The organism is Clostridium tetani (genome assembly GCF_900167265.1).
Taxonomy (GTDB): domain Bacteria; phylum Bacillota; class Clostridia; order Clostridiales; family Clostridiaceae; genus Clostridium_G; species Clostridium_G tetani.
Genome location: NZ_FUWT01000002.1, coordinates 98,540 through 111,437 on the forward strand (window position 1 = coordinate 98,540; position 12,898 = coordinate 111,437).

A 12,898-nucleotide genomic window follows, 5' to 3' on the forward strand; every position below is an offset into this window, starting at 1 on the left:
AATAAGTTTAATATATTTATGAAAATATTATGATATGCAAATAATTTTTGGAGGAATAATTAATGAATAAATTAACGATTTTAGAAATAAAATTTGATTTTAATGGTGGTATGAATACTATCTTTCCAGTTATATTAAGTGATGAGAATGAACTTGTCTTAATTGATTGTGGATATCCTAACTTTTTACCATTAATAAAAACTGCTGCAAAGGAAAATGGAATTGATATTAGCAAATTGACAAAAATAATTATAACTCATCATGATTTTGATCATATGGGATCTTTAGCGGAATTTAAAAGACAATATCCAAATATTAAAATTCTTTCTTCAATTGAAGATGAAAAATATATCAGTGGTAAGGAAAAATCTTTAAGATTACAACAAGCGCAGTCTATATATGATAAACTTCCTGAAGATGAAAAAAAAGGTGCAATGGAATTTCAACAGTTCCTTGAAAATATAGAAAATGCTAAAGTTGATGAATGCCTAAAAGATAAAGATTCATTCCCTTGGTGTGGAGGGATGGAAGTAGTTGCTACTCCAGGGCATATGCCAGGACATATTTCAATTTATATAAAAGATAGTAAAACATTGGTCTCTGGTGATGCATTAGTAGTAGAAGATGATAAGCTAACAATAGCAAATCCACAGTATACTTTAGATATTGATACTGCAAAAAAATCCATAAAGAAATTATTAAATTATGATATAGATAAAATTATATGTTATCATGGCGGTGTGTATACTAAGGATATTAAAAAATCACTAGAAAATATTATACTAGAATACTAAAAGATTAGCATTTTGAAGTATTAATTTGATATAATTATTAAATATAAAATAGTTAGAACTTTATATTATAAAGGGAATTACTATGGAGATTAAATATACAGCTCCCTCTGCTAAAGAATATGTTGAACCAAAGTCATTTGCTATGAAACGAAAATGAATTGAATAAAGTTGAAGATATTATTTATAACAACAAATATGAAAAACACCTAGATTGTGTACTAGGTGTTTTTAAGTTAATTATGTGAACTAAACTCTATTAATTATTAGTATATAAATAAAAAGTTACTTTCCTTGAAATATAAATTAATATAGTCAAATTAGATCAGGAATTTTTGAACGTAAATCCAATATTTGTTCTCTAATTATTTCAGCTTAATTATTTCAAGCAATGTAGTATCATTTACTTCTTTTGGAAGCCATTTTACAACAGTATAATTACCATTAGAATATTTATTTACTTCGTTTATCCACTTTATTTCACTTTGAGCTTTTGATTGTAATAAAGTGGATTTTGTTCCCGTTAATAACAAGCTGGAGTTTATTACCCACCATTTAGAGTGTATTCCTGCTCTTTTTAAATCAGTATTTAATCGCTCTGCTTCGTAAACAGGTGTGGCTTCGGGTAATGTAACTATAACAACATCTGTTTCATTTTCATCTCTAAGTCTTGGCAATAATTTTTTAACTGATTTGGGAATATCACCTTGTGTTCTTTCAACTTCTTTGTGATAGCTTTGAGTTGAATCTAAAAGTAAAAGTGTATGACCAGTAGGAGCTGTATCTATTACAACAACTTCATCATCAGCTTTTTCTACTATTTCGGCAAAAGCTCTGAAAACAGCTATTTCCTGTGTACAAGGTGAACGTAAATCTTCTTTTATATATTCTAGATCTTCACCACTCATTGTCTCTGATGCTTTAGAAATAACTTCATTTTGATATTTCTTTAATTCTTCTTGTTCATTTATTTCACTTATTGTGATATTCTTATGTTTGCCCATAATATATTTAATGTGATTAGAGGGGTCTGTGGTTGTAAGATGTACTTTTACACCTTTTTGAGAAAGGGCTAGTGCAATAGTAGAGGCAACTGTAGTTTTACCAACTCCACCTTTTCCCATGGTGAAAATAACTTTTTTCTTAGATTTATATAAATCATTTATTAAATCATTTATCGATGGAAAGTCAATATTATCAAGCGTTTCTGTTGTTATTACTTCACTATCACCTTTTAACATCATTCTAATACTATCTATCCCAGATACATTGTAAGAACGTAAAGGAACAGCATAAGTTTTAATATCTTTTATAGCATTTGGAATATTTTTTAAAGTACTTTGTTGTTTATTATAAAATTCTAAAGAAACTTCATCATCTTTATTTACTGTTTGCATCACTCCATTTATTATTAACATTCGATTATTGATTCCTAATTGACTTAACTCATCAGATGCTCTCTCAGCTTCTAAAAGAGTTGAACTCTCAGGTCTAGCAACTAGTATAAGTGTTGTAAGTTTACCATTTGCCAATGTTTGAACTGCTTCTTTATACATTTCTTTTCTGTCTTCAAGTCCTGAAAGTTGTCCTAGACAAGAAGCCCCGTGTGTACTTTCACTGATAAAATTAGTCCATGCAGATGGTAATTGTAGCATTCTAAGTGTATGCCCTGTGGGAGCAGTATCAAATATAATGAATTCATATTCATTTTCAATGTTTTTATCTGTAAGATAATTTGAAAATTCGTTAAATGCTGCAATTTCTACTGTACAAGAACCAGATAATTGCTCTTCCATATTTTTAAGAACGGCTTCTGGAAGCTTTCCTTTATATGGATTAATCATAGAATCTCTGTACTCCCTTGCAGCTTCTTCTGGATTTAAATTAACTACAGATAAATTGGGTGTTTCTTTTATTTTAGTTTCTTTGTTGCTCAATTCTGTATGAAAAACATCTTGCAAATTTGAAGCAGGATCTGTACTAATTAATAAAACCTTTTTACCAGAATCAGCAAGACTAACAGCGGTAGCACAAGCTATAGATGTTTTACCAACTCCACCTTTTCCAGTATAAAATAAATATTTTGTTAAATCTAATTTATCAGCATTAAATTGTTCAAACATAAATTTCATCACCTTTCATTTTATTTAGCAACAATCGTTATTTCCTCCACAATAGCAACCTTTATTTGTACTTTTATTTGATTCAATTTTTAGACCTGTATATTTAAAAAACTCATTATTTGTTAGGTGAGATTTTGTCTTAACTATTTCTCCATCAACAATTGTTATTGGTAAGATATCGTTGTCCTTCATAAGTAATTCATTTACTTTTTTATTTGAAACAAAAGGCTGAGGATTACTTGATAAATTGTATCTAATTATATGGGCACCTTGTTTATTTAAACTATCTATAACTGTTGCAACTCTTAATAATTCGGTATTTACACTTGGTCCACATACTCCTGTAGAACAGCACATAGCAGGATCATAAATTTCAATTTTTTTCATAATAAAACCTCCTAAATAATTTAATATCTAACACTTTCCATCATTACAAAATGAGTTTTCTCTATGTTTATTAATTTCTAATAAAAAATCTTTTAATTCTAAAACTCTATTATTTTTAAGAGTGTATTTCATCCAGGATCCATCTTTTCTACCCTCTACAAGTCCACATTCCATTAAAGTTCTCATGTGATAGGAAAGAGTAGGTTGTGTGATATTGACCTCATCTAGAATATTACAAGCACATAATTCATTTCCTGATAGCATATTTAGTATTTTAAGTCTTGTTTCATCTGATAGAGCCTTAAATACCAATGCGTATTCCGAATAAGAATATTTCATTTTTCCACTTCCTTTAATTTATACTATTTAACATATAGATAATTATCTATATGTTTATAATATGCATCATATAGATAGATGTCAATATGTTTTTAAAGATATGTACCAGTTTGGAATCACTACAAACGCAGTGTGCCCAGGATTGTTTGAATCTGAAATGACAGCAGACACTCTATTTAAAGCAGAAGAATTTATGAAAATGTATAATGCATTATGTCCAGCATCTAGACCAGGGGCTAGAGGAGAATTAAATGCACCAATTTTATTAAAATTTCAATCAAAAGTGTTGAAGTGAAAAAACAACGTGTCATTTGTTTGGCAGGTTGTTTTTTTATATTGACAAATTAATTTAAGTGTACTATAGTGTACTTGTACGATAAGTACACTATAGTACACTTTTGGAGGATGACTATGGAGATAATTATAAGTAATAATAAAAGTAGCCCTATATATGAGCAAATTACATCTCAAATAAAAGCCTTTATTATGAATGGAGAATTACAAACAGGTGATCCCTTACCATCAATGCGGGCGCTAGCAAAGTCTTTACACATTAGTGTTATAACAGTACAAAGGGCATATGAGGATTTACAACGAGATGGATTTATTGAAACAGTTACTGGAAGGGGAAGCTTTGTAGCTGCTCAAAATAAAGATTTTATAAAAGAAGAGCAATTAAGAAATATAGAAAAAAAATTAGAAGAGGCTGCTAATCTTGGTAGAACACATGGAATTAAATTAGAAAAGTTAATAGAATTATTAAGGATATTTTATGTTGAGGAGGAATAATTATGGATTATATCTTAGAAATAAAAAATCTTAAAAAAATATATTCAGATTTCACATTAAATAATGTAAGTTTTTCTGTTCCTTATGGAAGCATTATGGGATTAATAGGAGAAAATGGAGCAGGAAAAAGTACAACCATTAATGCTATTTTAAATTTAATTTCTAAAGATGGTGGGGAAATTAAACTTTTTGGAAAAGTTATGTCTGATAATAATAAAGACATTAAAGAAGATATAGGTATTGTATATGATTATATGAATTTTTATGAAACATTAACTCTTAAACAAATATCTAAAATTATGGAAAAGGCATATAAACGATGGAATAATGAATTGTATTTAAATTATCTTAAAAAATTTAAGCTTCCTATAGATAAAGAAATTAAAGCTTTTTCTAAGGGAATGAAAATGAAAGCATCTATAGCCATAGCATTATCACATCATCCCAAATTGCTTATTTTAGACGAGGCAACTAGCGGACTAGATCCTATTGTTAGGGATGAAATATTAGACATATTTTTAGATTTTGTACAAGATGAAAAACATTCAATTTTAATTTCTTCTCATATTACAAGTGATTTAGAAAAAATAGCTGATTATATAACATTTATACGTAATGGAGAAGTTATATTTAGCAAAGATAAAGATGATTTAATTTATAACTATGCAATTATAAAATGTAATACGGAACAATTTAAGGAAATAAATAAATCAGATATTATAGTGTACCGTAAGCAAGACTATCAGTGGCAAGTACTAGTTAATAATAAAGAAAAAATGATGAAAAAATATAGAGGATTTGTAATAGATAATTCGTCTATAGAAGATATTATGTTGCTATATGTGAAAGGAGAAAGAATATGAAAAGTTTAATTCTAAAGGATTTGTATAATATTGGACATAATATAAAGAGATTACCATTAATTTTAGCTATTTTAGCAGTAATAAATAATCCTAAAAGTGGAGTAGTAGGATATATTAGTACCTGTGTAATTATATGTAGTATGATGGTTATTACAACATTTAGTTTTGATAATATATCAACATGGAATAAATATGCAGTTATTATGCCTATATCTAGAAAGGATGTTGTGATAAGTAAATATATAATGTTATTTATTTTTTCTATATTTGGAATGATAGCTGGATTTTTTATAAGTACAGTCATAGGTGTTTTCTTTAGAAATTTTATAATTAAAGAAGTTATGTTAGAATCCATTGTATCTTTATTTATATCAATGTTTTTAGGAAGTATTATTATTCCACTATTATATAAATATGGTGTGGAAAACGCACGGTTTTTAATAATTATATGTTTTGTAATTCCATCCTTTTTACTTTCATGGATACTTAAAGGTATGAATAGATTTAATATACAAGTTCCAACAGAATTAAATTTAAAGATCTTATTTGCTTGTTTACCAATACTAGTTATAGCTTTTATAATATTATCTATAAATATTAGTTATAAAATTTTTAAAAATCAAGAGTTGAATTAGCAAATTTGTATTGAGAAGGTGATAATATTAATATAGAAAAGATTGAAAATAATAGAGAAAAATTTATTGATATATTACTTTTAGCTGATCCTGACATAACAATGATAGAAAAATATTTATATATAGGAGATATATTTGCACTATATTATAATGACTTAAAAAGTGTATGTATTGTAACAAAAGAAAATGATGATGTTTGTGAGATAAAAAATATTTCCACATATGAAAAATATCAGAATAAGGGTTATGGTAAAATTTTAATTAAATATATAATCAGATATTATAAAGATAGATTTAAGAAGATAATTGTTGGTACAGGAAATTCAAGTGTTTCAAATATACATTTTTATAAAAACCGTGGTTTTAGTTATTCACATACAATTAAAGATTTTTTTATTCATAATTATAAAAATGAAATATTTGAAAATGGTATACAATGTGTGGATATGATATATTTAGAGAAAGCATTAGATATAGATTAAGTAATGTTTCAAAAAATCAGTTAAGATTAAAATGGGAATCTTAACTGATTTTTATTTAGTTTTTAAAAATACAAAGGATTATTTATATAAATAGTCTCTTGTTATAGGAATTTCATTATTTAATCCTTTTGTCAATAAAAATTGATGTAAATCTACTACGCCATAATGGAAGGAAGCTGCACAGGCATTTAGATATAATCTCCACATTCTAATGAATTTATCATCAAAGTCTAATTTTTTTACTTCATCTAAAGAATTTTCAAAGTTCTTAGCCCAACATTCTAATGTTTTACAGTAATGTAGTCGTAAGCTTTCTAAATCGATTAAATGCAAGTCATTCTCTGCCATATTATAAACTAGTTCTCTTATAGATGGTATATATCCGCCAGGAAATATGTATTTTTTAATCCATTGATTACCTTCAGATTCTTTTTGAGCTGTTATACAGTGAAGTAAGGATACTCCACTTTCTTCTAATAAGTCACTTATAGTATTCATGTAAACAGGTATGTTTTTTCTACCCACATGTTCTATCATACCTACACTAACAATTCTATGAAACTTTTTACCTGTTTTTAATAGTTCTCTGTAATCTAATAATCTAACTTCTGCTTGACCCTCAAGGTTATTTTCTTTTATTCGTTCATTTACCTTGTTAAATTGTTCATTACTTAAAGTTATACCAAGTGCGTTAACATTATATTGTTTTGCTGCAGTTATTATAAGGTCCCCCCAACCACAGCCTATATCTAATAGCTTTTGACCAGAATGTAAATTTAATTTCTTTAAGATATAATCAATTTTATTTAGCTGAGCTTGATATAAGGAATCATCTTCTGATTTAAAATAGGAACAAGAATAGGTCATAGTTTCATCTAACCATAATTTATAAAAATCATTACCTAGATCATAATGATGTTTTATGTCATTTTTACTGTTTTTTATAGAGTGAGGAGCAACTTTATATAACTTTTCGAATAGGGAAGCCTTATGTAAAAAGCTATCTTTATTTCTGTATATAGATTCTATAATTTTTTGGATATAACCTTGAAAATCTATAATATTATCCATATATGCTTCACCAAAAGTTAGGAAGGGATCTCTTAAAATATCACTTTTAGATATATGTTCATTTATTATTATTTTGAAATTTGCATCTCCTTGGCCGAATTTTTCAGTTGTTCCATCCCAGAATTTTACTTCAAAGGTATCTGAGAATATATTTTTCAAGAATTTTTTCAAAAATAATTTTTCCATTGTTATACCTCCTTAAGTACTTTCTTAGATTATCCCCCTAATGTTTAAATATATACTTATAATAAATATTTAGAATTAAATGATTAATTTTTTATAAAGATAATAGGGATGAAGTTAAAAGTATAATGAGGAAAGTGGATGAAATTAAAAATAATGTCGAAATAACTATTTAAGTGGAATAAATTAGAAAAAATATTGAAGAATTTGATATTATATGGTATAATTTGCATAAATATATTATTTCATTATTATAAAAATTAAAGGGGGCGATATAAAATGAACAAAAATGTATTAAAATTTGTATCACGTTCATTGCTAATATTTTCAATGACTGGCTTAATATCTAATTATAATTCCAGTAATGTATTAGCTAAAGGAAATGTAGAGGAACATTCATTAATCAATAATGGACAAGTAGTAACGTCAAATACAAAATGTAATTTGGCAAAAGACAACAGTAGTGACATAGACAAAAATATTTATGGATTATCCTATGATCCACGTAAGATATTATCATATAATGGTGAACAGGTAGAAAATTTTGTACCTGCTGAAGGATTTGAAAATCCAGATAAGTTCATTGTGGTAAAACGTGAGAAGAAGAGTATTTCAGATTCCACAGCAGACATTTCAATTATAGACTCAATAAATGATAGAACTTATCCTGGAGCTATACAACTTGCTAACAGAAATCTTATGGAAAACAAACCTGATATAATTTCATGTGAGAGAAAACCTATTACTATAAGTGTTGACTTACCGGGTATGGCTGAAGATGGTAAGAAAGTTGTTAATTCACCTACCTACTCCTCAGTTAATTCTGCAATAAATTCTATATTAGATACATGGAATTCAAAGTATTCATCTAAATATACTATACCTACAAGAATGAGTTATTCTGATACTATGGTGTATAGCCAATCACAGTTATCTGCAGCAGTTGGATGCAATTTTAAAGCTTTAAACAAAGCATTAAATATAGATTTTGATTCCATATTTAAAGGTGAAAAAAAGGTTATGCTTCTTGCATACAAACAAATTTTTTATACAGTAAGTGTAGACCCACCAAATCGTCCATCAGATTTATTTGGTGATAGTGTAACTTTTGATGAATTGGCTTTAAAGGGGATAAATAATAATAATCCTCCTGCATATGTTTCAAATGTTGCATATGGTAGAACAATTTATGTAAAACTTGAAACTACCTCTAAGAGTTCACATGTTAAAGCAGCTTTTAAAGCACTAATCAATAACCAGGATATAAGTAGTAATGCAGAATATAAGGATATATTAAATCAAAGTTCATTTACAGCTACTGTTTTAGGGGGAGGAGCACAAGAACATAATAAGATAATCACTAAGGATTTTGATGAAATAAGAAATATTATTAAAAATAATTCAGTGTATAGTCCACAAAATCCAGGATATCCAATTTCATATACTACTACATTTTTAAAAGACAATAGTATAGCATCCGTAAATAATAAAACAGAATATATAGAAACAACTGCAACAGAATATACTAATGGTAAAATAGTACTTGATCATAGTGGAGCGTATGTTGCTCAATTCCAAGTAACATGGGATGAGGTTAGCTATGACGAAAAGGGAAATGAAATAGTTGAACATAAAGCTTGGGAAGGAAATAATAGAGATAGAACGGCTCATTTTAATACAGAAATATATTTAAAAGGAAATGCACGAAATATATCTGTAAAAATAAGAGAATGTACAGGTCTTGCATGGGAATGGTGGAGAACCATTGTAGATGTTAAAAATATACCACTAGCAAAAGAAAGAACTTTCTATATATGGGGTACAACATTATATCCAAAGACATCAATTGAAACTAAAATGTAAACTAAATGTTTTAATACAAAAATCAAGGCTTCAGACTTATGTCTGGGCCTTTTATTTTTATTAAGGGTTGTACTTTAAAAAAATTTAAGGTACAATTTTTTTTATACATAAATGTTATAAAATTAAAGTTGTAACAGAGAGAAGATTATAAAAGATAGAAAGAGAGGTTAAACATATGGATAAAACAGATAATATAAAGATAAATTTAAAATTACTCTTAGGGAATTTAGTTATGCTAATTGGCATAATTGTATTTGTACTACTATTTTCTAAGTTTTTTGGATCAGAGAATACTTTGGTTGGAGTTGCTGTTATTACAGCTATGCTTATGTTTAAATCTATAAATATAAGTTTAAGATATAGAGAAGCTATTTGGGCTATTATATTTTCTTTTATATATATGGGATTTGCTTCATATATAAGTAGATTAAATGCTTTTATAGGTATACCTATAAACTTTATTTTGGTTTTCATTGTTATATATCTATTTACTAATGAAATGGAAACAAAAGCATATCTTCCATTTATCCTCTGTTATGTATTTTTAGACGGTGATCCTATTTCTTCAGAGCAATTAATGAGTAGAATTATAGGACTATTAACTGGAGGCATTTTAATTGCTTTCATTTACTATATTAGTCATAAAAACTTAGATGATAAAAATCATTTAACAATATGGGAGATGATTTCAAATATTAAGACCAATTCTTTACAGTTTAATTTTTCTCTAAGGATGGCAATAGGAATAAGTATTGCCATGTTTATTGGAAGGACATTTGGTTTTTCAAAATCAATGTGGATTAGCATAACTGTAATGTCATTGACTCAACCACATTATTATCAAACTAAAGAAAGAATTAAACAAAGAGTTATAGGTACTATGGTAGGATCTATAATATTCATTATTTTATTTGAGTGTTTAGTACCATCTAAGTTTAGTAGTTTAGTGTTGTTGATACTAAGTTATATTTATACATTTATTAAGAAATATGATAAGCAAATAATATTTGTTACGCTAAACTCATTAGGAGCAGCTATGGTTTTGTTTGATACTTTTATATCCGTTCCTATGAGAATAGCATTTGTTTTACTTGGGTCAGTAATTGCTTTTATGGTCAATAAAACAATTTATGCTAGAATGGAAACATATAGTTAGGTTAAAGTAAAAGGAAAACCTAATGCTAAAATTAAATAATAGGAAATAAGAAGGAGTAATTTTATGACATTTTGCTGTAAAGATTTATTTCAACTTAAACATTTTTCAAAGGCAACACTAGTGGCTGGGGAAGATGGATTAAATCGGGAAATTTCTTGGCCTTATGCAAGAATGACAGAATCTATTTCAGAATGGCTTTATGGAGGGGAATTATTATTTGTTACATATACAGGAATTAAAAAAGACGATAATAGTCTTTTGTCATTACTAGAAGAGAGTATTGATAAAAAACTTTCTGGTATTGTGATTTTGATTGATGATAAATATATAAATAATATACCTCAAAAGATGATAGATAGGGCAAATGAAGAAAAATTACCTGTATTTACAATGCCTTGGGATGTTAAGTTGATTGATATTATACAAGAAATTTTCTTTAAAATAGAACAAAGGCGAGAAGAATTTAATAATGAAAAACATTTTCTTGAATCCATTATTTTCTCACATGATAAACTAAATGAAGATATTGAAGTCTTGGCAGAGTTTTATAATGTAAAATTAAGACCTTTTTACTATATTTGTATATTTAAAATACAAAAGACATCTAATATTTCACAGGAGATAGAAAATGTTAGTAAAAACATAAGTAATTCTTTAGAAGAGATTTTAAACAGAGAAAATTGCACTTTAATTCGTACGGTATATGCAAACCATTTGACAGTGCTATTATTTTCTAATAGCTACGAAGAGGCAAAGAAATCATCAAAGTCTGTTGAAGCAGTATGTAATCTTGTAAATTCAAGATATTCAGACATTGAAATTAGTTTAGCTTTTAGCCGTATTAGGAAAATAGATTCTGATATGAAAATAAGCTATAAAGAAGCAGTTAAAGCTTTATCTATGATTGACATATACAATAAAGATTCAAAGGTTATTCGGTATAATGAATTGGGTATTTTTAGATTACTGGTTGAATTGGGTGATATTAAAGAGATTGAGCAGTATTGTTATGAAAATTTAGGAACTATTTTAGAATATGATAAAAAGCATGGAACGGATTTAATAGGTACTTTAAAATGTTATTTTCAGAATAACAGACATTTATTAAAAACTTCTCAAGAACTTTTTATTCATAGAAACACATTACTTTACAGATTATCAACAATAAAAGACCTATTGCAAAGAGATTTAGACGATGCTATGACAGACTTAGAGCTTTTTAATAGTATATTAATTTATGAATTTCTTAATCTACAAAATAAAATATAAGAACCTGTGATAATTTATTATCACAGGTTCTCTGATTTTTAATCCGTTGATTTTTCAGCTTTTGCAAAAGACAATGTTAAAACTCCTGCAAAAATCAATATACATGCAACGATTTTTATTAATGTTATTTGCTCACCTAATAGTAATGCTCCAAAAATTACACTTGTTATAGGTTCAAATGTACTTATAACAGCGGCTTCACTTGCCCCAATATGCTTTATACCAACCTGTAGTAAAGATAGAGCTACAACTGTACATAAAAATGCAAATATTGTAGATATATACCATGCTTTAGTTGTTAAAGAACCTAATACAAGTTGATTTGTAACCTCACCATATAAAAACATGCCTATAGTTGAAGCTATTGCTACATAGAATGTTATTTTAAAAGGTGGTTCACTTTTTAGTCCACTTTTATCCATAAATATAATGTAGAATGCATAGAATACTCCTGAAGCTATTGATAAAAATAGTCCAAGTAATGTGCTAGATCCAAATGATGCAGAGGTTAATGCTGCAAAGAAGAAGCATCCTATACCAGACATAGCTATAATTAATGCTAAGACTTTTTGTTTACTTAACTTCTCGTGGAAGAATATTACACACCCAAGTGTTACAAATATTGGATAGGTAAAATGTATTGGAGTTACAATACCTACATCTATGTATGCAAAAGCCATATTTAACATTAATGTTGTTATTGCATTTCCAACAAATCCCAATATTATTAAGTCCTTAAGTTGTTTCTTTGTTATTTTGAAGTCAATTTTTAAAAATAACATAATAACTAATAAAAATGGTAAACTTAAAAAATTTCTTAAAAAAGTTAATGTTACAGGATTGCTTCCCTGGGCACCATAAGTCATAGGCCCAAGGGTAAAAGCAAATCCAAATGTAATAGAGGATAACATTGTAAGTAAAATACCTTTTGTTTTCATAAATATCCC

General features: G+C 27.4%; 13 protein-coding genes and 1 pseudogene. 9 read left to right on the top strand and 5 right to left on the bottom strand.

From position 1 onward, the window contains the following. The first annotated feature begins 62 nt into the window (after positions 1-62). Positions 63-794 carry an MBL fold metallo-hydrolase gene (locus B5D21_RS00490; RefSeq protein ID WP_011100070.1) on the top strand — a complete coding sequence of 244 codons (732 nt, stop codon included), beginning with the start codon at positions 63-65 and terminating at the stop codon, positions 792-794. 362 nt (positions 795-1,156) lie between these two features. Here B5D21_RS00490 and arsA read toward each other — a convergent pair whose 3' ends face one another. The 3 genes from arsA to B5D21_RS00505 are packed head-to-tail and all read right to left on the bottom strand — an operon-like array spanning position 1,157 to position 3,640. Then, positions 1,157-2,914 carry an arsenical pump-driving ATPase gene (gene arsA, locus B5D21_RS00495; RefSeq protein ID WP_035125029.1) on the bottom strand — a complete coding sequence of 586 codons (1,758 nt, stop codon included), beginning with the start codon at positions 2,912-2,914 and terminating at the stop codon, positions 1,157-1,159. A gap of 24 nt (positions 2,915-2,938) precedes the next feature. Next, positions 2,939-3,301: an arsenite efflux transporter metallochaperone ArsD gene (gene arsD / locus B5D21_RS00500; protein WP_035109289.1), complete on the bottom strand. Its 363-nt coding sequence runs from the start codon at positions 3,299-3,301 to the stop codon at positions 2,939-2,941. A gap of 27 nt (positions 3,302-3,328) precedes the next feature. Further along, positions 3,329-3,640, bottom strand: a complete 312-nt coding sequence (locus tag B5D21_RS00505) for an ArsR/SmtB family transcription factor (protein WP_035109291.1) — start codon at positions 3,638-3,640, stop codon at positions 3,329-3,331. Between the two features lie 106 nt (positions 3,641-3,746). Here B5D21_RS00505 and B5D21_RS00510 point away from each other — a divergent pair. From B5D21_RS00510 to B5D21_RS00530, 5 genes and pseudogenes are all read left to right on the top strand, one after another. Next, positions 3,747-3,905: pseudogene (locus B5D21_RS00510) on the top strand (short-chain dehydrogenase); the annotation flags it as partial. A gap of 146 nt (positions 3,906-4,051) precedes the next feature. Next, positions 4,052-4,429: a GntR family transcriptional regulator gene (locus tag B5D21_RS00515; RefSeq protein ID WP_035109292.1), complete on the top strand. Its 378-nt coding sequence runs from the start codon at positions 4,052-4,054 to the stop codon at positions 4,427-4,429. A gap of 2 nt (positions 4,430-4,431) precedes the next feature. Continuing rightward, positions 4,432-5,292, top strand: coding sequence for an ABC transporter ATP-binding protein (locus B5D21_RS00520; RefSeq protein ID WP_011100067.1), 861 nt, complete (start codon positions 4,432-4,434; stop codon positions 5,290-5,292). Beyond that, positions 5,289-5,927 carry an ABC-2 transporter permease gene (locus tag B5D21_RS00525; protein WP_011100066.1) on the top strand — a complete coding sequence of 213 codons (639 nt, stop codon included), beginning with the start codon at positions 5,289-5,291 and terminating at the stop codon, positions 5,925-5,927. Before B5D21_RS00520 ends, B5D21_RS00525 begins: the two co-directional genes overlap by 4 nt. Before the next feature lie 26 nt (positions 5,928-5,953). After that, complete coding sequence (locus B5D21_RS00530) at positions 5,954-6,409, top strand: GNAT family N-acetyltransferase (RefSeq protein ID WP_035109295.1); 456 nt, start codon at positions 5,954-5,956, stop codon at positions 6,407-6,409. Positions 6,410-6,487: 78 nt separating this feature from the next. Here B5D21_RS00530 and B5D21_RS00535 read toward each other — a convergent pair whose 3' ends face one another. After that, on the bottom strand, positions 6,488-7,666 hold the full coding sequence (locus B5D21_RS00535) for an SAM-dependent methyltransferase (protein WP_011100064.1): 1,179 nt from the start codon (positions 7,664-7,666) through the stop codon (positions 6,488-6,490). Between the two features lie 276 nt (positions 7,667-7,942). On the opposite strand from B5D21_RS00535, the gene tly reads away from it, so the two are divergent. From tly to B5D21_RS00550, 3 genes are all read left to right on the top strand, one after another. After that, entirely contained in the window at positions 7,943-9,526 is a 1,584-nt protein-coding gene (tly, locus tag B5D21_RS00540) for a cholesterol-dependent cytolysin tetanolysin O (protein ID WP_011100063.1), read from the top strand. 175 nt (positions 9,527-9,701) lie between these two features. After that, positions 9,702-10,682 (top strand): FUSC family protein, encoded by a 981-nt coding sequence (locus B5D21_RS00545; RefSeq protein WP_011100062.1) that lies wholly within the window; start codon positions 9,702-9,704, stop codon positions 10,680-10,682. 63 nt (positions 10,683-10,745) lie between these two features. Continuing rightward, positions 10,746-11,951: a PucR family transcriptional regulator gene (locus B5D21_RS00550; RefSeq protein ID WP_011100061.1), complete on the top strand. Its 1,206-nt coding sequence runs from the start codon at positions 10,746-10,748 to the stop codon at positions 11,949-11,951. A 38-nt stretch (positions 11,952-11,989) separates the two neighbouring features. Here B5D21_RS00550 and B5D21_RS00555 read toward each other — a convergent pair whose 3' ends face one another. Further along, positions 11,990-12,889 (bottom strand): DMT family transporter, encoded by a 900-nt coding sequence (locus tag B5D21_RS00555; RefSeq protein ID WP_011100060.1) that lies wholly within the window; start codon positions 12,887-12,889, stop codon positions 11,990-11,992. Between the last annotated feature and the right edge of the window lie 9 nt (positions 12,890-12,898).

Bases quoted from the DNA above. Each gene is read 5' to 3' on its own strand.
- tly (WP_011100063.1), top strand. From the start codon at position 7,943: ATGAACAAAAATGTATTAAAATTTGTATCACGTTCATTGCTAATATTT.
- B5D21_RS00525 (WP_011100066.1), top strand. From the start codon at position 5,289: ATGAAAAGTTTAATTCTAAAGGATTTGTATAATATTGGACATAATATA.
- arsD (WP_035109289.1), bottom strand. From the start codon at position 3,301: ATGAAAAAAATTGAAATTTATGATCCTGCTATGTGCTGTTCTACAGGA.
- B5D21_RS00545 (WP_011100062.1), top strand. From the start codon at position 9,702: ATGGATAAAACAGATAATATAAAGATAAATTTAAAATTACTCTTAGGG.
- B5D21_RS00535 (WP_011100064.1), bottom strand. From the start codon at position 7,666: ATGGAAAAATTATTTTTGAAAAAATTCTTGAAAAATATATTCTCAGAT.
- B5D21_RS00520 (WP_011100067.1), top strand. From the start codon at position 4,432: ATGGATTATATCTTAGAAATAAAAAATCTTAAAAAAATATATTCAGAT.
- B5D21_RS00515 (WP_035109292.1), top strand. From the start codon at position 4,052: ATGGAGATAATTATAAGTAATAATAAAAGTAGCCCTATATATGAGCAA.
- B5D21_RS00550 (WP_011100061.1), top strand. From the start codon at position 10,746: ATGACATTTTGCTGTAAAGATTTATTTCAACTTAAACATTTTTCAAAG.
- B5D21_RS00555 (WP_011100060.1), bottom strand. From the start codon at position 12,889: ATGAAAACAAAAGGTATTTTACTTACAATGTTATCCTCTATTACATTT.
- B5D21_RS00490 (WP_011100070.1), top strand. From the start codon at position 63: ATGAATAAATTAACGATTTTAGAAATAAAATTTGATTTTAATGGTGGT.
- B5D21_RS00505 (WP_035109291.1), bottom strand. From the start codon at position 3,640: ATGAAATATTCTTATTCGGAATACGCATTGGTATTTAAGGCTCTATCA.
- arsA (WP_035125029.1), bottom strand. From the start codon at position 2,914: ATGTTTGAACAATTTAATGCTGATAAATTAGATTTAACAAAATATTTA.